At 73.4% G+C, this 18,685-nt stretch carries 13 protein-coding genes and 1 pseudogene; 7 read left to right on the top strand and 7 right to left on the bottom strand.

Annotation, left to right across the window (positions count from 1 at the left end; genetic code table 11):
• The first annotated feature begins 9 nt into the window (after nt 1-9).
• The 4 genes from ABD287_RS07465 (at nt 10) to ABD287_RS07450 (ending at nt 4,406) form a co-directional block, all read left to right on the top strand.
• Nucleotides 10-435, top strand: a complete 426-nt coding sequence (locus tag ABD287_RS07465; RefSeq protein ID WP_344170289.1) for a hypothetical protein — start codon at nt 10-12, stop codon at nt 433-435.
• A gap of 39 nt (nt 436-474) precedes the next feature.
• Nucleotides 475-1,083 (top strand): hypothetical protein, encoded by a 609-nt coding sequence (locus ABD287_RS07460; protein ID WP_344170287.1) that lies wholly within the window; start codon nt 475-477, stop codon nt 1,081-1,083.
• Between the two features lie 99 nt (nt 1,084-1,182).
• Nucleotides 1,183-3,807, top strand: coding sequence for an FtsK/SpoIIIE domain-containing protein (locus ABD287_RS07455; RefSeq protein WP_344170284.1), 2,625 nt, complete (start codon nt 1,183-1,185; stop codon nt 3,805-3,807).
• Entirely contained in the window at nt 3,804-4,406 is a 603-nt protein-coding gene (locus tag ABD287_RS07450) for a hypothetical protein (RefSeq protein WP_344170281.1), read from the top strand. Before ABD287_RS07455 ends, ABD287_RS07450 begins: the two co-directional genes overlap by 4 nt.
• Before the next feature lie 21 nt (nt 4,407-4,427).
• On the opposite strand, the gene folE is transcribed toward ABD287_RS07450, so the two are convergent.
• The 3 genes from folE to hpt all read right to left on the bottom strand — a co-directional run bounded on the left by folE (nt 4,428) and on the right by hpt (nt 7,837).
• On the bottom strand, nt 4,428-5,054 hold the full coding sequence (folE, locus tag ABD287_RS07445; protein ID WP_344170971.1) for a GTP cyclohydrolase I FolE: 627 nt from the start codon (nt 5,052-5,054) through the stop codon (nt 4,428-4,430).
• A 35-nt stretch (nt 5,055-5,089) separates the two neighbouring features.
• Nucleotides 5,090-7,099, bottom strand: coding sequence for an ATP-dependent zinc metalloprotease FtsH (ftsH, locus tag ABD287_RS07440; protein ID WP_344170278.1), 2,010 nt, complete (start codon nt 7,097-7,099; stop codon nt 5,090-5,092).
• Between the two features lie 162 nt (nt 7,100-7,261).
• Complete coding sequence (gene hpt, locus ABD287_RS07435; protein ID WP_344170276.1) at nt 7,262-7,837, bottom strand: hypoxanthine phosphoribosyltransferase; 576 nt, start codon at nt 7,835-7,837, stop codon at nt 7,262-7,264.
• 237 nt (nt 7,838-8,074) lie between these two features.
• Between hpt and ABD287_RS07430 the strand changes: the two genes are divergently transcribed.
• Nucleotides 8,075-8,710, top strand: coding sequence for a histidine kinase (locus ABD287_RS07430; RefSeq protein ID WP_344170273.1), 636 nt, complete (start codon nt 8,075-8,077; stop codon nt 8,708-8,710).
• Nucleotides 8,711-8,740: 30 nt separating this feature from the next.
• On the opposite strand, the pseudogene tilS reads toward ABD287_RS07430, so the two are convergent.
• The 3 genes and pseudogenes from tilS to dacB all read right to left on the bottom strand — a co-directional run.
• A pseudogene (gene tilS, locus ABD287_RS07425) lies at nt 8,741-9,724 on the bottom strand (tRNA lysidine(34) synthetase TilS); the annotation flags it as partial.
• A 3-nt stretch (nt 9,725-9,727) separates the two neighbouring features.
• On the bottom strand, nt 9,728-10,786 hold the full coding sequence (locus ABD287_RS07420) for a zinc-dependent metalloprotease (RefSeq protein WP_344170270.1): 1,059 nt from the start codon (nt 10,784-10,786) through the stop codon (nt 9,728-9,730).
• A gap of 29 nt (nt 10,787-10,815) precedes the next feature.
• Complete coding sequence (gene dacB, locus ABD287_RS07415) at nt 10,816-12,246, bottom strand: D-alanyl-D-alanine carboxypeptidase/D-alanyl-D-alanine endopeptidase (RefSeq protein WP_425565541.1); 1,431 nt, start codon at nt 12,244-12,246, stop codon at nt 10,816-10,818.
• 411 nt (nt 12,247-12,657) lie between these two features.
• On the opposite strand from dacB, the gene ABD287_RS07410 reads away from it, so the two are divergent.
• Nucleotides 12,658-13,164, top strand: a complete 507-nt coding sequence (locus tag ABD287_RS07410; RefSeq protein ID WP_344170264.1) for an inorganic diphosphatase — start codon at nt 12,658-12,660, stop codon at nt 13,162-13,164.
• An 81-nt stretch (nt 13,165-13,245) separates the two neighbouring features.
• On the opposite strand, the gene eccD is transcribed toward ABD287_RS07410, so the two are convergent.
• Complete coding sequence (gene eccD, locus ABD287_RS07405) at nt 13,246-14,658, bottom strand: type VII secretion integral membrane protein EccD (protein WP_344170261.1); 1,413 nt, start codon at nt 14,656-14,658, stop codon at nt 13,246-13,248.
• 97 nt (nt 14,659-14,755) lie between these two features.
• Here eccD and eccCa point away from each other — a divergent pair, with 97 nt between their 5' ends.
• On the top strand, nt 14,756-18,682 hold the full coding sequence (gene eccCa / locus ABD287_RS07400; RefSeq protein WP_344170258.1) for a type VII secretion protein EccCa: 3,927 nt from the start codon (nt 14,756-14,758) through the stop codon (nt 18,680-18,682).
• Nucleotides 18,683-18,685: the final 3 nt, after the last annotated feature.

Raw genomic sequence — 18,685 nt, 5'->3', positions numbered from 1 at the left:
GAGCGCACGATGCGTAGCCGCACCCTCCGCACATTCGTCATGTCCGTCGCGGCAGTCGCCACCGTCGGCGCGGTCATGGCCGCGCTACGGCCCGCCGAGGCCGCCGAGCCGGGCCGATTGGAGATCACCCGGGTGGCCATCGTCGGGCGGCCACTCATCCCCGGCCGCGTCGCCGCCCTCGCCATCACCGTCATCAACCATGGTGACCACACCGGACGCGTCCGGCTGCTGAGCCCCGACGGCGCGGCGATCGCCGACCGGCACCACCCCGACTGCCGGCGCACCGGCATCATCATGCGGACCAGCCCGGTCGACTGGACCATCCCGCCACGGGGCAGCCGCCGCTTCGTCGTCGAGGACGCGCTCAGGATGACCATCGACAGCGACAACGGCTGCCAGGGCGCCGCCTTCACACTGCCGTTCCGGCTGAGCTGACCCCTGTCACCAGCTCCGCCCCTTGACGAGAGGCCTGAGATGAGCCGGCGCACCGCCTACGCGCTCACCGTCGCCGGCATCGTGGTCGCCGGCGCCGCCACCGGAACCGCGTACGCCACCTGGACCGTTGACAGCGCCGCCACCGCCCAGGCCACCACCGCCGCGCTGCCGGTGGTGGGGTCGCCGACCGCCGAGTCGGCGGGCCGGGCGGTCACCCTCCGCTGGGACACGCCCCGGCCGACCCCGGACGGATACCTCGTGCTCCGGTTCGCCGAGGGCACGGACCAGCCAGTACAGCCAGCCGGGTCCTGCCGCCGGCTCGTCACGACGCCCACCTGCCGGGACGCCGGGGTCCCCCCAGGACGATGGCGGTACGCGGTCCTCTCGACGCGGGGGCACTGGGTCGGCCGGCCCGGGGCGCTGTCCGAGCCGGTGGTCGTCGGCGGGCCCGACGCCGCGTCTCCGACCATCTCGCCCACCCCGACGGCCACCCCGACGGCCACGCCGGCGGCCAGCCCCGGACCCGTCGCCCCGGCCGGCTCGCCCAGCCCGTCCACCTCGGCCGGCCATCGGCCCGAGCCGGACCGGCCGCTGCCGTTGCCGTTGCTGTCCATCGATCCGCCGACCTCGTCCGCGCCGACCAGGTAAGCGGCCGGTCGAGTGATTCAACCTCGGCCAGGCCCGCCGGATGAGCTGCGACGCCGGTCGCTGCGCTACGGTCTACCGGTGGCGAGGAGGTGGCCTACGGTGACGACACGGTCCGACGACGTCACCACCGTGCCCACGAACAGCCCCGTCAATGCCGCGGGCCCCCACCCGAGCATCGCCGGCGTCACCGCCGTGCATCGCCAGGCGGTCGCCACCGCCAGCGCCGTCGAGGCGTTCCTCAGCCGGCCCAGCCCGCCGCCGCCCTCGCCGGAGGCGCCGCGTGAGTTGTGCGACCGGCTCACCGCTATCGCCGCTGACCTCGCGCCCAACTGGCTCGGCCGGGACCTCGCCAACGCGAGCGAGGACGGCGAGTTCGGCGACCAGCCACACGCCCGGCGCCTGCGGATCGGCGTGGCCCGCCCAGGCATCGGACTCTCCTTCCCGCTGCTCGTGCCACTGGCCGGCGAGGGCCATCTGGTGTCAGACCGGGACGGTCGCGACAGCCGGGTCGCCGGCCTGCTCCAGTCGATCCTGTTGCGACTGCTTGCCGCCTCCCCGGCCAAGACGCTGCTCGTCCACCCGGTCGACGGGCACGGCGGCGCCGTCTTCGCCCCGTTCGCCTCCCTCGCCGACACCGGGCTGCTCGCCCCGCCGGTCACCGAGCTCGCCGGCCTGCGCTCCACCCTGAGCGACCTCGAACGGTGGACCGCGCCGGTCGCCGGCCGACCACCGCAGCGCAACCACCTGATCCTGCTGGTCGTCGCGGCCCTGCCCGCGGGCGCCAACCATGACGACCTGACCCGGATCGCCGCGCTGGCCGACCGCGGGCCGGAGCTCGGCCTTCATCTGGTCGTCGCCGGCTGGCCGACGACCGCCCCCGGCCTGCCCCGGTCCACCGCCATCAGCCTCGACGACGACGGCGCCCGGGTGGGCAACCCGCCGGGGGCCCTCTTCGGACTCTCCGCCCTGCCCACGCCGGGCTCAGCCGCCAGCCGACCTGCCGGCCGGGCCGGGGCTCTCGTCGGCGGCCTGACCGCGCCGGCGCAGCTCGACCCGGCGCCCCCGGCCGCGCTCGTCGCGCGCCTGTGCGCGGCCCTTGCCGGCCGGCAGGCGGCCACCGCCGCCCCGCGTCTGGCCGATCTCCTCCCCGAACGCCGCTGGCACGGCGACGCCACCGACGGGCTCACCGTGACCGTCGGCGTTGACGGCGACCGCGCGCTGGAGCTACGACTCAACGACGCCACCCCACACTGGATGATCAGCGGACGTCCCGGCGGCGGCAAGACGGCTTTCCTGCTCAACGTCCTACACGGACTGTGTGCCCGGTACTCCCCCGGTGAGCTGGCCCTCTACCTGGTGGACCTGACGCCCGGCGGGGCAGCCGCCGAGCTTGCCCCCACCGACGCGCGATGGCTGCCGCATGCCCGGGTGCTCGGCATCGACGCCGACCGCGAGTTCGCGGTCGCCGTGCTCCGCGAGCTGACCGCCGAGACCAGGCGTCGGGAACAGACCTGCCGCGTAGCCGGTGTGGAGCGCTTCCACCAACTGCGCGGCGCCGACGCCCCCCGCAGCCCCCGGGTGCTCTGCGTCATCGACGAACACCCACAGCTGCTGGCAGCCGAGGACGCGCTCGCGCAGGAAGCCCGTACTCTCATCGAGGAACTGGCCCGGCAGGGGCGCCAGCAGGGCATCCACCTGATCCTCGCCGGCGCCGGACTGCGCGGCGCCGAGTCCCTGGCCAGCACCCGCGACCCCATCGGCGGCCAGTTCCCGGTCCGGATCGCCCTGCCCGGCGGCGGCGACATCCTCGACCCCAGCAACGACGCTGCGGCCAGCCTCGGCCTGGGCGCCGCCGTCGTCAACACCGCCGGTGGCTTCGGCGGCCCCCGCGGCGCCACCCGCGGCCACGAACGCACCATCCGTTTCCCGGACCCGTACGCCAGCCGGTCCGCGCTGGTCGCCTGGCGCGACGAATGGTTCGCCGCCCGCCGTCCGGAGACCACCCCGCCGACGGTCTTCTTCGGCGGCGAGGCGCCCCGACTGGCCGACGACCCGACGTACCGGGCGGCGCTCGCCGGAACCGTCACCCGACCGGCCGTGCTACTCGGACACACAGTGGACCTGCCCAGGGCCACCGCCGCCTTCGCGATGGACGCCACCGCCGGCAGCCATGTGGCCATCGTCGGCTCCGGTGTCGACGGCGCCCGCCTGCTCGACGTGGCCGCGCGTTCGCTGGCGATCCCGTCCCGGCCCACCCGGTTCGTGCTCTGCGAAGAGGAGATCGAGAGCGTCGCGGTGGCCGACAATCTCGCCGCCGCCCTCACCCGGGCCGGGCAGGAAGTGACCCGGGTGGAGAGCGCCGACCTCGCCGGCGCCGCGGCGAGGGACTGCTACCTCGTCGTGTTCGGCATGGACGCGCTCGTCGACACCGGCCGGATCCCCGGCGACACGCTGCGCGACCTCCTGCGCAACGGGCCCGAACGCGGCGTCCGGCTGCTGTCGTGGTGGCGCAGCGGACGCCGGCTCGCCGACGCCCTCGGCGCCCGGGGCCGCGACAGCCTCGGCTGTCTGGTCTTCCTCGACGTGGCGGGAATCGACGTCGCCGCCCTTACCGGGCAACCCCTCGACTGGCGCCACCGGCCCGGGCGGGTCCTGCTGTACGACCGACGGACCGACCGCACGTCCCTGGTGGCGCCGTTCGCCGCCGGAGAGGACATCGGGTGAGCCAGGACGCCTGGGGCGCGTACGTGGCGACCGTCCAACAACTCGACCTGGCCTGCCGGGCGTTGGCCGACCCGGACGGCGCCACCGGTCGTCAGCTCGTCGCGACCGAGCTGGCGACGCTCCGGCCGCGGCTCGCCGACCAGGCGTCCCGACTCGCCGCCACCGGGGTGTCGGCGATGGAGCTGACACCGACCTCGGTCGAGTCCGGCGCCGCGACGGCGCGGGTCGGCGTCGACCCGGCCCGGGCGCTGGCCGCGCTGCGGCTCGCCGCGATCGACCTCGACCGCGCCGACAGCCTCATCGTCCACGTCCCGGTCGCCCCGACCGCCGCCTGGCCACGCAACCTGCTCGTCTACGCGCCGTTCGCCCTGGTGGCGGCGCTCGTCGAGTTGGTGCTCTACGCCGCCTCCGGCGCGCCCGCGTCGGTCTACGCACAGGCGTGGGGGGTCGGCATGCCGATCCTGGCGTTCGTGCTGGGCTGGGTGATGGTCGGGCTGGTGTTTCCGCCGGCGGCGGACGGAGCCGCCCGACGCACCCCGGGAGTCGGGGCGGTGGTGTGCGCCGTTCCGCTGCTGTTCGCCCTGCTGACCCTGCTGTGACCGCTGCGCGGGGGCCAGCCGTCAGCGGCCGATGATGAGGCTCATCGCCTCGGCGCGGGACTTGGCCTGGTCCTTGAACAGACCCCGCACCGCTGACGTGATCGTCCTCGCGCCGGCCTTACGGATGCCCCGCATCTCCATGCACATGTGCTCACACTCGAGCACCGCGATGACGCCGCTCGCGACCAGTTTGGACATGAGAAGGTCGGCGATCTGGGACGTCAGCCGCTCCTGGACCTGCGGACGTCGGGCGTACACCTCGACCAGCCTGGCCAGCTTCGACAGACCGGTGATCCGGCCGTCCGGCCCGGGGATGTAGCCGATGTGGGCGACGCCCTTGAACGGCAGCAGGTGGTGCTCGCACAGCGACATCACCTCGATGTCGCGGACCAGCACCAACTCGTCGTGGTCGGCCTCGAAGGTGGTGGTGAGCACCTGCTCCGGGTCGACCCGCAGGCCGGCGAAGAGCTCGGCGTAGGCCCGCGCCACCCGGGCCGGGGTACGGATGAGACCGTCGCGGTCCGGGTCCTCGCCGACCGCCAACAGGATCTCCCGGACGGCCCTCTCGATCCGGGGCAGGTCGACGGCGCCCTCGACCGGGCCGCCGGTCAACCTGCCGTCGACGATCCGGGCCGCCAGGTAGTCCAGCGGCGCGCCGGAGGCTGGAGCGGCGTCGTGCGTGCTCAGTGCTGACCTTCCCGCTGCTCGCCGCCGCCGCTGACCGTCGCCTGCGCGCCGTTGGCGGCGGCCTGCTGGGCCAGCGCCTCCTGCTCCGCGGTGGTGAGCACCGGAGCGCCCTGCGACGGACGCCGCTTGCCGATGCCGTTGTACGGGGCCATCGGCGGACGCTTGACGACCCGCTCGCAGATCCGGGCCATGTCGGAGGTGGAGATGGTCTCCTTCTCCATGAGCTCCAGGACGATGCTGTCGAGCACGTCGCGGTACTCGACGAGAATCTCCCAGGCTTCGTCGTGGGCGATCTCGATGAGCGCGCGCACCTCTGCGTCGATCTCGGCCGCGACGGTGTCGGAGTAATCCTGCTGGTGGCCGTAGGTGCGGCCCAGGAACGGCTCGTCGCCGCTGGTGCCGTACTTGACGGCGCCGAGCTTGGCGCTCATGCCGTACTGGGTGACCATCGCCCGGGCCAGGTTGGTGGCCTTCTCGATGTCGTTGCCGGCGCCGGTCGTCGGCTCGTGGAAGATCAGCTCCTCGGCGGCACGGCCGCCGAGGGCGTAGGCGAGAGTGTCGATCATCTCGGCGCGGGTCTGGGTGTACTTGTCCTCGACCGGGAGCACCAGGGTGTGACCCAGCGAGCGCCCACGGGACAGGATCGTCACCTTGTGCACCGGCGCGGAGTGCGGCAGCGCCCAGGCCACCAGCGCGTGCCCGCCCTCGTGGTAGGCGGTGATCTTCTTCTCGTGGTCGCTCATCACCCGGCTACGCCGCTGCGGGCCGGCGACGACCCTGTCGATCGACTCCTCCAGCAGCTCGTTGCCGATGGCGCGCTTGTCATTACGGGCCGCCAGCAGGGCGGCCTCGTTGATGACGTTCGCCAGGTCGGCGCCGGTGAAGCCGGGGGTCCGTCGGGCGACCGAGTCGAGTTCGACGTCGGGCGTGAACGGCTTGCCCTTGGCGTGCACCCGCAGGATGGCCTTGCGGCCCTCCATGTCGGGGCTGTCCACCGCGATCTGGCGGTCGAAGCGGCCCGGACGCAGCAGCGCCGGGTCGAGGATGTCCGGGCGGTTCGTGGCGGCGATGAGGATGACGCCGCCCTTGGCGTCGAAGCCGTCCATCTCGACCAGCAGCTGGTTGAGGGTCTGCTCGCGTTCGTCGTGGCCGCCGCCCATGCCGGCGCCACGGTGCCGGCCCACGGCGTCGATCTCGTCGACGAAGACGATCGCGGGGGCGTTGGTCTTGGCCTGCTCGAACAGGTCACGCACCCGGCTGGCGCCGACGCCGACGAACATCTCGACGAAGTCCGAGCCGGAGATGGAGTAGAACGGCACCCCGGCCTCGCCGGCGACGGCCCGCGCGAGCAGCGTCTTACCGGTTCCGGGCGGGCCGAACAGCAGGACCCCCTTGGGGATCTTCGCGCCGAGCGCCTGGTACTTCGCCGGGCTCTGGAGGAAGTCCTTGATCTCCTCCAGCTCCTCGACGGCCTCGTCGGCGCCGGCGACGTCGGCGAAGGTCGTCTTGGGCATGTCCTTGGAGACCATCTTGGCCTTGGACTTGCCGAAGTTGAGCACCCGTGAGCCGCCGCCCTGCATCTGCGACATGAAGAACAGCAGCAGGAACACCAGGAAGACGATCGGCAGCAGGTTCAGCAGGAGGCTGACCAGCAGGCTGTCTTCGTTGATCTTGGCGTCGTACGTGTCGACCTTGCCGTTCTTCTGGGCGGCCACGACGAGCTGGTAGATGTCCCCCTCGGCGCCACTGGGGTAGGTGCCCTCGATCAGCTTGGTCTTGGTGCGGCCGAAGGTCCGTTCGTCTTTGAGGTCCAGCTGCAGAATCTGCTCTTTGTCGAGGATGACGGCCTTGCTGATGCCGCCAGCGTCGAGCTGGGTGCGGATCTCGGACGTTGTCACCGTGTGGTAGCTGGGCCCGCCCGTGAAGAACGAGCTGAGCGCGATCGCCCCGATGATCACCAGGACGATCCAGACCACCGGACGGCGGAAGAAACGCGTACGTTCCATGCTGTTGTTCGGACGCTAGGCGCCCGGACCCTCCTGATCGACGTCGGCCACCACGAGACCGGCGGTCATACGTGAACAGACAACCGGTCACTCGACGGTACACCGTCAGCGAGGCCGGGCGGGGCGCGGCGTCATAGACGCCCCGACGCGATGGTGGGCCGGTCAGTCGCGGTTGTAGACCTCGGGACGCAGCACCCCGACGTACGGGACCTCGCGGTAGCGCTCGGCGTAGTCGAGGCCGTAGCCGACAACGAACTCGTTCGGCAGATCGAAACCGACATAACGGACCGGAACGTTCACCTTCACCGCATCGGGCTTACGGAACAGCGCGACCACGTCCACGCTCACCGCCCGCCGCGACTCCAGGTAGCGCAGCAGCCACGACAGCGTCAGCCCGGAGTCGACGATGTCCTCGACCACGAGCACCCGGCGGCCGGCGATGTCCCGGTCCAGATCCTTGAGAATGCGCACCACGCCGGACGAGGTGGCCCCGTGTCCATACGAGGAGACCGCCATGAACTCCAGCTCAGCCGAGGGACCGATGCGGCCGAGCGCGCGGGAGAAGTCGGCCATGAACATCAACGCGCCCTTGAGGACACAGACGAGAAGGACCCCGTCCTCGACGTCAGCGTGGTCGGCGGCGACCTCGGCCGCCAGCTCCTCGACCTTCTCCTGGATCTCCTTCTCAGAGATGATCACGCGGTCGATGTCGGCGTCGTACCAGGAGCCGTCTGCCATGCCGTTAAGAGTGCCGTATCACCCGCGGCCGCGCTACGCGGGGGACCCTCAGCGATCCGGGTCAACCGATTCGCCAGACTCGCCCATGTCTGTCACCCGATCCGGCGCCTGGCCGTCGGCCAACCGGACCGGAGCGCCACCCTGACCGGCTGAACCTGACCCGCAACCCAACCGCGGCGTCCAGCAGGCCGTACCCGTCAGCAGGTCGCCGTCGGCGCGGCCAGGGAAGGCGGCCCAGTGTCAGACGCGCGCACAGCGGGGTTCAGCAGCCACGGGCTGGCCCAGCGGGCCGCCGCCTGCGTCCACAGACTCACCAGCCGAATGCGCGGCGCCGCCGGACGGGTCGACGACCGGACCGGTGACCGTCTGACCCCACGACCACCGGGGCAACGGCCCGCGCCCACCGCCGCCCAACTGCGCCTCATCACCGCCCTGGACGGGGCGCTCGCCGGGCTGCGCGGACAGGTCGACCGCCGGGCCGTGGGCCGGGACCAGGACTTGGCCACAGCCCTCGCCCCGCTGGCCCCCATCGGCCGCGCCGACAGCGACAAGCTCTCCTGGGAGGTCCCGGACGGCATCACGGTGCATGTCCGCCAGCACGCCCTGGCGCGAGTCTTCCTGCACCTGCTGGCCGCCAGCGCCCGCCAGGCCCCCGGCGCCCCGGTCACGGTCAGCGCCGCCGAGAAGGGCGGACGGGTCCGACTCACCGTCTCGAACACCGCAGTGGGCCGTCCGACCAGCGCATCAGCCGAGCTGGGACTGCGAATCTGCGCCCGGATCGTGGTCGGAGAGGGCGGCGCCATGCACGTCCAGCCCGCCGGGGAGATCGAGGGCGGCTGGCGCGTCGTCGTCGATCTCCCCGGCGCCATCTGAGGAAGACCCGCCAGAGCCCGGAGCGCCCGCCGGCCGCCAGGCCGTCAACCGGCCGGCCCGGCGGGACACCACGACGCCCCCGGGCAGCTGGACCGGGCCCTGCCCCCGCCACCGTGCCACCAGCGCGTCGATCGCTCCGACGTGGCGCATCGCCAACGCGCCACCCACCGCCCCCGACCGCAGCGCCCAGGCGTGCAGGACCCGGGTCCGGACTGCCTCGGGTAACCGCCGCAGCTCCCCGACCCGAAGGTCGTCGCCGTCGGCGGCGGCCCCGGCGGCCACGACAGCCAGCTCGTCGAGGACCGCGCTGTCGGCGCCCAGGAGCCGGGCCGTGCGGGCCAGGTTCGCCACCACGGCCGGCCCGAGCGCGGCCACCAACGCCGGCAGCGCCTCGGCACGGACCCGGGACCGGGCGAATGTCGCGTCGACGTTGTGCGGGTCGTCCCAGGGGACCAGCCCGGCCGCCAGGCATGCCGCCCGAGCCTGGTCACGGGGCACGTCGAGCAACGGGCGCAGCAGCAGCACCCCGTCCCGTTCCCGCCTGGCCGGCATCCCGGCCAGGCCGCGCGGGCCCGCCCCACGGGCCAGGGCCAACAGGACCGTCTCGGCCTGGTCGTCGCGGGTGTGGCCGACCAGCAGAGCCGCGGCGCCGTGTCGCGCCGCGGCGCCCGTCAGCCCTTCGTACCGGGCGAACCGGGCCGCCGCCTCAGGCCCGCCGGGGCGGCCCACGACGCTCACCGTCGCCACCTCGGCCGGCGCGAACCCCGCTTCCGAGGCCCACCGCAGCACCCCGGCGGCCCGCTGCGCGGAACCGTCCTGGAGCCCGTGGTCGACGGTCACCAGACCCACCCGCAGACCCTGACGCGGCGCGACGAACAGCGCCGCTGCCGCCAACGCCAGCGAGTCAGCGCCGCCCGAACACGCCACCAGAATGAGCGCGCCGGACGGTAGACCGGCCAACGACCGTCGCACGGCCACCCGGACCGCGGCCAGAGCGGGCGGAAGCGCGGCCACCGGTCAGGCCGTCGGCCCAGAACGACCGACCCGGGCCACCCAGCGTGACGGGTCGGCCAGCTCGGCGAGGTCCGGGAGCGCGGCCGGTTCGGTGAAAACCCGGTTGAAGCCGGTCATACCGACCTCCTCCACCACCGCGTGGACGAACTTGCGCCCTTCGGCGTACTGACGCAGCTTCACGTCCACGCCCAGCAACCGGCGCAGCGCCTTCTCCAACGGGTTCCCGGACCGGCGACGCTGGTCGAACCGCTCACGGATGGCGGCGACGCTCGGAATGACCTCGGGCCCCACCTCGTCCATGACGTGCTCGGCATGGCCCTCAAGGACCGTCATCAGGGCGGTCAGTCGGTCCAGGACCACCTTCTGGGCCGGGGTCGACACCAAATCCACCACCGACACCCGCGTCCGCCGCCCGCGGACGGTGTCGGCCATCCCGGCGAGCGCCTGCCGCAGCCGGGCGGCCATCTCGTCCCGGTCGGTCCCGGCCGCGTCCACGAACTGCCCGACCTGGTCGAGGAAGTGCCCGCGCAGCCACGGCACGGCGGTGAACTGGGTTCGGTGTGTCACCTCGTGCAGACAGACCCAGAGCCGGAAGTCGTGCGGGTTGACGCCGAGACGCCGCTCCACGTCGACGATGTTCGGGGCCACCAGCAGCAGTTGCCCCGGGTCGCCGGCGAAGACCTCGTACTGGCCGAGCACCCGCCCGGACAGGTACGCCAGCACCGCGCCGGCCTGCGCGCCGCTCAGCCTGGCGCCGATCGCCTCCGCCACCGGGGACGGGCGTTTCTCCGCGACGAGCCGGGAGAGCAGCGGGCCCATCACCTGGCGGAGACCGGCAACATTCGCGGCGGCCCAGTCCCGACGGTCCACCACCCGGACCGGGGGGTGCTCGACCTGGGCTGACAGCCCGGTGTACGCGGCCACATGCCCGGCCGCGACGTCCGTGAGCTGACGGAGCTGGTGGACCGCGTCCGCGGCCTCGTCGAACGTCACCCGGGGACCGGAACGGCCCAACGCGGCCGCCGCGGCCGCCGCGAGCTCCCAGTCCACCACCTGCGTCATGCCGTCAACCGTACCGGCGCCGGCGGCGCTCAACGGCAGCCGCAACGCGCCAGGGCGGCCGCGACGGCGTCCAACGCCGCCGGCGCCTCGTACGGGGGCAGGGTGGTGTCGTTGGCCAGGAGCGAGAACGCCAGCAGCCGGCCGTCAGCGGTGGTCACGACGCCGGCCATGGCGCTGACCCCGCTGAGGGTTCCGGTCTTGGCCCGGACCACGCCCAGCCCGGCCCGACCCGCGCCGGACGGCGCCCGGAAGCGATCCTCCAGGGTGCCGGACCAGCCGGCCACCGGCAGCCCGTTGAACAGGCCGGACAGCGCCGGCGTCCGGCCGGACGCGATGAGGGCGACCAGGTCCGTCAGCAACGTCGGGGTGAGGGCGTTGGACCGGGACAGCCCGCTGCCGTCGACCAGGCCGCTCTCGTCGGCCGGCAGGCCGAGCTCGGTGAGGACGGCGTCCATCGCCGAGGACGCACCGGCGTACGAGGCTGGCTGGTCCCGGGCGAGGGCGACCTGTCGGGCGAGCGCCTCGGCGAGCACGTTGTCACTGTCCGCCAGCATGATGTCGACCAGGCGCTGCATCGGGGGCGACGCGACGGCGCCGAGCAGCGTCCCCGGGGCTGGGGCGGCGAACGGGCTCCCCGGAGCGGGGACCGGGTTGCCCGGAGCGGGGACCGGCGGCGCGGGGGCCGTGCCCGTGACGACCGTCGGTGGCGCTCCGATCAGCTGGGCGAACCGGCGCCCGGCGGCCAGGTCCGGAGCGGTGTGCCGGGCCGCCGGGGAGCCCTGCCGGGGGCGCAGCCGGCCGCCGTCGGTCATCAGGGCGGTGATCGGCGCGACGTGCCCCCCGGCGACGATGCCCGCGTCCCAGCCTGGGCCCTGTTGTTCGCCCGCGAACAGCGAGACGTCGAGCACGACGCGGCTGGGTCGCACGCCGCCGAGCGACCTGCTCACCTGGGCGGCGAGGCGGTCCAGCCGGGCGGCTCCGGCGTAGGCGCCGACAGCGCCGGCCGCCAGGGTGGGGTCACCGCCCCCGACCAGCACCACCTCGCCCGGGCGGACGCCGGCCACCGCCGTGGTGCGGAGCCGGTAGCTGGGCCCCCGGGTGGCGAGCACGGTCGCGGCGGTGACGAGCTTGGTCGTCGACGCGGGGATGTAGGCCCTGTCGCCGGCCGCGTCGTACAACTCCGCCCCGGTGGCCACGTCGACGACCGAGACACCGACCGCCGTGCCCAGGCCGGTCGAAGCGAGGACCGGGGCGAGGGCGGCGTTGACTCCGGCCGCGGTCGGCGCGGCGGCCGGGGGCTGGGCCAGCGCGGCGAGCACCGGACCTGGGGCGGGTTCGGGGCCGACGCTGGGCGTGGGGGTGGGCGCGGCGCCCACGAGTCGTTCCAGCGCTGCGGGCGGCCACCCCGCGATGAGCGCGACGGCGCCAGCCAGGGCGGTGGCCAGGAGCGCGGCCAGCAGCAGGCGGTTCCGCCGGGACCACCCCGACCAGGGCAGCCATGCCGGCGGCGACGAGGCGGTGGCGCCGCGAAGGAACGGCAGGACGACGGTCACTTCGGCGTCCGGACGAGTGATGACGGGCCCCGCCGCCAGCGACACCGTGTCGTCGGCATCGGGGGTCCGGCGGTCCGACAGCACCGCCGCGGGCTCCGCTATTTCGGCGGTTTTGTCGGTCGATGGACCGACCTCGACGGGATCGACCGGAGATTGCGCACCGTCTTGTGGTGGTTTGTCCTGTGAACCATGCCTCTCCACCGACCCCACCCTCCCCGCTCGTTGTCGCCTTACGGGACACTACTCAAGGTCCGCATCCGGCGGCGACAGGGAAGCCCGCCCCGAGCGGCGTTCAGCACTGGCAATGAGGAGCGTGAGATGGACTTCGACGTCACGGTCGAGATCCCGAAGGGGCACCGCAACAAGTACGAGGTCGATCACATCACCGGGCGCATCCGGCTCGACCGGACCCTGTTCACCTCGACCCAGTACCCTGCCGACTACGGCTTCATCGAGGGCACCCTCGGCGAGGACGGCGACCCGCTGGACGCCCTGGTGCTCATCCCGGAGCCGACCTTCCCCGGTTGTCTGGTCCGCTGCCGCACCATCGGCATGTTCCGGATGACCGACGAGAAGGGCGGCGACGACAAGGTCCTGTGCGTCCCGGCCGACGACCCGCGGCAGGAGCACCTGCGGGACATCCACCACGTCGCCGAGTTCGACCGCCTGGAGATCCAGCACTTCTTCGAGGTCTACAAGGACCTCGAGCCCGGCAAGTCGGTCGAGGGCGCCACCTGGGTGGGCCGGGCCGAGGCCGAGGCCGAGATCATCAACTCCCGCAAGCGCCACGAGGAGCAGGTCGCCCTCGAGGGCGAAGGCCACTGAGCCGGTAGAGCTGTCCCACAGGGCCCCGCGCGACGAGCGTCGGGGCCCTGTGGCTCTCCGGGCCGACGACCCGGCGCGGCGTCAGCCGACCAGGGCTCGGACCTGGGAGTACAGGCCCAGGACCGCACAGGCGACCGGGATCACCGCCACGACCGTGAGCGTGTCCAACAGGTCCGCAAGCCGTCCCAGATACGGCGACGCGGGCCGGCGTTCGCCGGAGCCGACCACCATCGTCGCCATCGCCGCGACCACCGCCGTGACGCACAGCGCCGTCAGCGTCGGCGGCGCGGCCACCAGGACCAGCGCGGCCCCGACGGCCGCGAGGCCGGCCAGCCCCGCGAGCAGCAACGGCGTCCGGTGCGCGACGGCGACGAACAGCCGAGCCCGCAGCAGCAGCGCAGCCGCCCCTACCGCCACCAGCAGCCTCCCGAACAGGCCGCCGTGCGTGGCCAGCACGACCATCGCCAACCCACACACCACCGCGTGACCGACCAGCAGCCCGCCGAGGATTCGACTGGTCCGGGCGACGGCGGCGCCGACCTCCTGCCGGTCCGGGCCCCGGCCGGCCCCCTCCGTGGCGTCGACCGCCAGCGGTGGCACCGGCGCCCGTCCGAGCCGGATAGCCAGCAACGGCGGCAGGCCGATCCCGCACACCAGCGCCGCCACGGTCACCGCGGCCACGGAGGTGGCGGGCCCGGCGTAGCCCCCGAGCCCGGCCGCGACGCCGAGGGCGCCGGCGGTCGCGCCGGCGACGAACACGGCGCGGACGCCGGCCACCCCGACCAGTCCGGCCACGGCCACGATCGTCATCGCGACAGAGCCGACGAGCAGTTGCGGGGCACCGAGCCAACCCAGCGCGCCGAACACGCCCATGCCGGCGTCGGCAGCGACGGTCAGGGCGCCGCCGACGAACGCGTACGGCAGGGCGAACGCGCCGAAAGCCACGCCGAGCACGGCGTCGCCGTAGGCCCGCGAGCCGGCGACGCCGGCGCCGGCCAGCAGCAACGCCACCGCCAACGCCACCGGCCCGCCGACCCCGGGGGCCACGCCGAGGCCGGCCAACGCCAGCAACGGCAGCGCTAGCAGGACCCCCGCCGCCGCCAGCGCGGCCGCCCGGTTGTCGAGGGCGGACCACGCGGGGCCGTGGCGACGGGACCCGTCGGCGATGGCCTCGACCACGTCGTCGAACTCGACCTCGGGCCACCGGGCGCTGGCCGGCGCCAGGAACAGCAGCGCCCCGTCCCGGACGCCCTGCGCGAACAACGACTGCCCCGGCGCCAGCACGGCGCCGTCAGCGGTCCGCAACAGCCAGCCGCCCTGCCGCTCGCCGTCGTCGGCCAGGTCCTCGCCCGCGTGTCGCAGCAACTCGGGAAGGACTTCGATCACGGGCAGGTGCTCCGGAACCGTGAGGTCGACGCGCCGTCGCGGGGCGCTCACGGTGACTCTGGACAGTCCAGCGGCGACGCCGGTCCGCCCACTGACATCGACGGCCATCGCCGCCTCCTCTCACGACGGTGCTGCGGGAACGCAGGCACCTTACCTACCATGGGCTCCGCCCGGCCGACCCTCTTCGCCGGGCCGTGGAGGATCCGTGAGCACTGTGGTGGTTCGACGCCGCCCCCGTCGGCCGGCGCCGGACATCCCGTCCGGCGAGATCGCGGTGGACCCGCCTCCGGAGATCCCACAGGCGACCGGCGGCCGGTGGCAGCAGCTGCTCATGGCCCTGCCGATGCTCGGCGGCGCCGTCGCGATGGCGATGATGATGGGCCGCGGCGGCGGAGCGTACTCGTATGTGGTGGGCGGCGTCTTCGGACTGTCGTCGCTGGCCATGCTGGCGACCTCGTGGGGCGGCGGCGGGCCGCGCAAGGCGGAGCTGATCAATGCGCGCCGCGAGTACCTGCTGCACCTGGCCGCGCTGCGCCGGAAGGTGCGTGAGAACGCGGCCGCCCAGCGTCGCGGCCTCGTCTACCGGCACCCGGCGCCGCAGCAGCTGTGGTCGACGATCGCCAGCCACCGGTTGTGGGAGCGGCGACGCGGCGACGCGGACTTCGGCGTGGTTCGGGTCGGGGTGGGCCCGCAGACCCTGGCCACGCCTCTGGTCGCTCCGGCCACCCGCCCGCACGACGACCTGGAGCCGATGACCGCCGGGGCGTTGCGACGCTTTCTGGACACCTACGCGGTGGCGCCGGAACTGCCCGTCGCTGTGTCGGTGCGCGGGTTCGGCCGGGTGTTCCTCAGCGGATCGGACGAGGAGTCAGCCGACCGGGCGCGGGAGTTGGCCCGCGCGATGGCGGTACAGCTGGCGGTCTTCCACTCGCCGGAGGACCTGCTCATCGCGGTCTGCGCCGGTCCGGAGCGGCGAGCCGCCTGGGAGTGGGTCAAGTGGCTGCCGCACGTCCAGCACCCGAGCCGCGCTGACCTGCTCGGACCGGTCCGGCTCATCGCCAGCACAGCGGTGGAGTTGGAGCGGCTGCTGGAGGAGACGCTGGCCCGCCGGTCCCGGTTCAGCCCCGGCCAGCCACCGACCGACGGCCCGCACCTGGTGGTCATCTGCGACGACGGCGACCTCACCGGCGCCGCCCACCTCGCCGACGACGGCGGCGTCGAGGCCGTCACCGTCATCGAGGTCGGCCAGGCGCCGCCGCGGTTACTGGACCGGGCGTCCCTGGTCCTCACCGTCGCTGACGGTCAGCTACAGACGCTGGCGCTGGACGACGCCGCCGAGATCGGCGCCCCGGACGCCCTGACCGCGGCCGAGGCCGAGTCGATGGCTCGACAGCTGGCTCCGCTGCGCCTGGCGGCCAAGGCCACCGCCGGGGACGAGCCGCTCGCCACGGACGTGGGTCTGGCCGAGATGCTGGGAGTGCCCGATCCGTACGGCTTCGACGCGGACGCCGCGTGGGCGCCCCGTCCGAACCGGGACCTGCTGCGCGCCCCGATCGGCGTGGGCGTCGAGGGTGGACCGGTCGAGTTGGACATCAAGGAGTCAGCCCAGGACGGGATGGGTCCGCACGGCCTGCTCATCGGGGCGACCGGCTCAGGCAAGTCGGAGCTGTTGCGCACCCTGGTGCTGGGGTTGGCGGCGGCGCACTCGTCGGAGCTGCTCAACTTCGTCCTGGTGGACTTCAAGGGCGGGGCGACGTTCGCCTCGCTGGACCGGCTTCCGCACACCGCCGCGGTGATCACGAATCTGGCAGACGAGCTGCCTTTGGTGGACCGCATGGTCGACGCGATCAACGGCGAGCTGGTCCGCCGTCAGGAGCTGCTGCGCTCGGCCGGCAACTACGCCAGCCAGCGTGACTACGAGAAGGCCCGCGCCGGCGGGGCGCCGCTGGCCCCGTTGCCGTCGTTGTTCCTCATCTGCGACGAGTTCTCCGAGCTGCTGTCGGCGAAACCGGACTTCATCGACCTCTTTGTCCAGATCGGACGACTGGGGCGTTCGCTGGGGGTGCACCTGCTGCTGGCCAGCCAGCGACTGGAGGAGGGTCGGCTCCGTGGGCTCGACACCCACCTGTCGTACCGGATCGGCCTGCGGACGTTCTCAGCGTTGGAGTCGCGGGCGGTGCTCGGGGCGCCGGACGCCTACGAGCTGCCCCGCTCCCCCGGGCACGGTTACCTGAAATTCGGCACCGAGCCGCTGATCCGGTTCAAGGCCGCGTACGTCTCCGGGCCGCATGTGCGCCAGTCGCCGGTGGTCGCCGACGGCGGCGACCCGGCCACGCGGACGCAACCGTTCACCAGCTACTTCGTGCCGCTGCCGGATGCCGACGAGCGCCCGCCCGCGACGCCCGCCCCAGCCAGCGGGGACAGCCTGCTGGACATTCTGGTGGACCGGATCACCGGCCAGGGCCCGCCGGCGCACCAGGTCTGGCTGCCGCCGCTGACCGACTCGTCGGCTTTCGACGAGTTGCTCGGCCCTGTCGTCGCCGACGCTGCACGCGGGCTGACGGTGGCGAACCCGCAGCTGCACGGCGCGTTGCAGGCGCCGGTCGCGGTGGTCGACAAGCCGTTCGAGCAGCGTCGGGACCTGCTGTGGCTGTCCCTGGACGGGGCCGCCGGCCATGTCGCCGTGGTAGGGGGGCCGCAGTCGGGCAAGTCGCACGCGGTCCGGGCGTTGGTGGCCGGTCTGGCGTTGACCCATACCCCGGCCGAGGCGCAGGTCTACTGCCTCGACTTCGGCGGCGGGTCCCTGGGCTCGCTGCGGGATCTGCCGCACGTCGGCGGGGTGGCCGGGCGGCTGGACGTGGCGGCGGTGCGGCGCACCGTCGGGGAGGCCGCGACGCTGTTGACGGACCGGGAGCGCCGGTTCGCCGAGTCGGGTGTGGAGTCGATGCGGGCCTACCGCGCCCGACGGGCGTCCGGGGAGATCGCCGACGACCCGTTCGGCGACGTGTTCCTGGTCGTTGACGGGTGGTCGACTTTGCGCGGGGAGTTCGAGGATCTGGAGCCGGTGCTCACCGACATCGCCACCCGGGGCCTGTCCTACGGGGTGCACGTGGTGGCGACGGCGGCCCGGTGGATGGACTTCCGCCCGGGGATCCGGGACCTGTTCGGCTCCCGGCTGGAACTGCGGTTGGGCGACCCGACCGACTCGGTGGTGTCGCGCAAGGCCGCCGCGAATGTTCCTGAACGGAGCCCGGGCCGGGGCGTCACCGCGGCGGGCCTGCACTTTCTCACCGTCCGTCCGGAGATCGCCGCGCTCGGGCCGGACCGGACCGCGCTGGTCAGAGCCGTCGCCGCGGCGTGGGCGGGCCCGAGCGCCCCGCGGGTGCGGCTGCTGCCGGCGGTGTTGCCGTACGACCAGCTCGACCTGGCCGCCGGCTTGGGGCTGCGACTGCCGATCGGGATCGCCGAGGCTGATCTGCGTCCGGTGACCATCGACTTCGCCGCCGATCCGCACTTCCTGATCTTCGGCGACGCGGAGTGCGGCAAGTCGACCCTGTTGCGGGGCGTCGCGACGTCGTTGACCCGCCGGTTCAGCCCGGACCAGGCCCGGATCATCCTGGTCGACTACCGCCGGAGCCTGCTCGGGGCGATCCAGTCCGATCACCTGATCGGGTACGGAACCGCGACAGCCCAGACGGCTGAGCTGATCGACTCGGTGGCCGGTTACATGCGGCGACGGCTACCGGGGCCGGAGGTCACCGCGCAGCAGCTGCGGGACCGTTCCTGGTGGACCGGGCCGGAGTGTTTCGTCCTCGTCGACGACTACGACCTGGTCGCCAACGGACCGATCAATCCGCTGTTGCCGCTGCTTGAGTTCCTGCCGCAGGCCCGGGACATCGGTCTGCATCTTGTGGTGACGCGGCGTTCGGGCGGGGCGGGGCGGGCGTTGTTCGAGCCGGTGATCCAACGTCTGCGGGAACTGGCGTCGCCGGGTCTGGTGATGTCCGGGGACCGGGAGGAGGGGGCGCTGTTGGGGACGACTCGTCCGTCGCCGTTACCTCCGGGTCGCGGCTGGCTCGTCACCCGGCGACGGGCTGCGGGGTTGATCCAGGTGGCGCATTTGCCTGGCTAATAG

The sequence above is a fragment of the Pilimelia columellifera subsp. columellifera genome (assembly GCF_039532605.1).
Lineage (GTDB): Bacteria > Actinomycetota > Actinomycetes > Mycobacteriales > Micromonosporaceae > Pilimelia > Pilimelia columellifera.
The sequence above is the reverse complement of the archived record's forward strand: the minus strand, read 5'-3'. Positions and strand labels throughout refer to the sequence as shown.

Coding starts and splice junctions, on each gene's coding strand:
- ABD287_RS07410 (WP_344170264.1), top strand. CDS start 12,658: ATGGACTTCGACGTCACGGTCGAGATCCCGAAGGGGCACCGCAACAAG.
- ABD287_RS07465 (WP_344170289.1), top strand. CDS start 10: ATGCGTAGCCGCACCCTCCGCACATTCGTCATGTCCGTCGCGGCAGTC.
- ftsH (WP_344170278.1), bottom strand. CDS start 7,099: ATGGAACGTACGCGTTTCTTCCGCCGTCCGGTGGTCTGGATCGTCCTG.
- eccD (WP_344170261.1), bottom strand. CDS start 14,658: ATGGCCGTCGATGTCAGTGGGCGGACCGGCGTCGCCGCTGGACTGTCC.
- hpt (WP_344170276.1), bottom strand. CDS start 7,837: ATGGCAGACGGCTCCTGGTACGACGCCGACATCGACCGCGTGATCATC.
- ABD287_RS07420 (WP_344170270.1), bottom strand. CDS start 10,786: ATGACGCAGGTGGTGGACTGGGAGCTCGCGGCGGCCGCGGCGGCCGCG.
- ABD287_RS07460 (WP_344170287.1), top strand. CDS start 475: ATGAGCCGGCGCACCGCCTACGCGCTCACCGTCGCCGGCATCGTGGTC.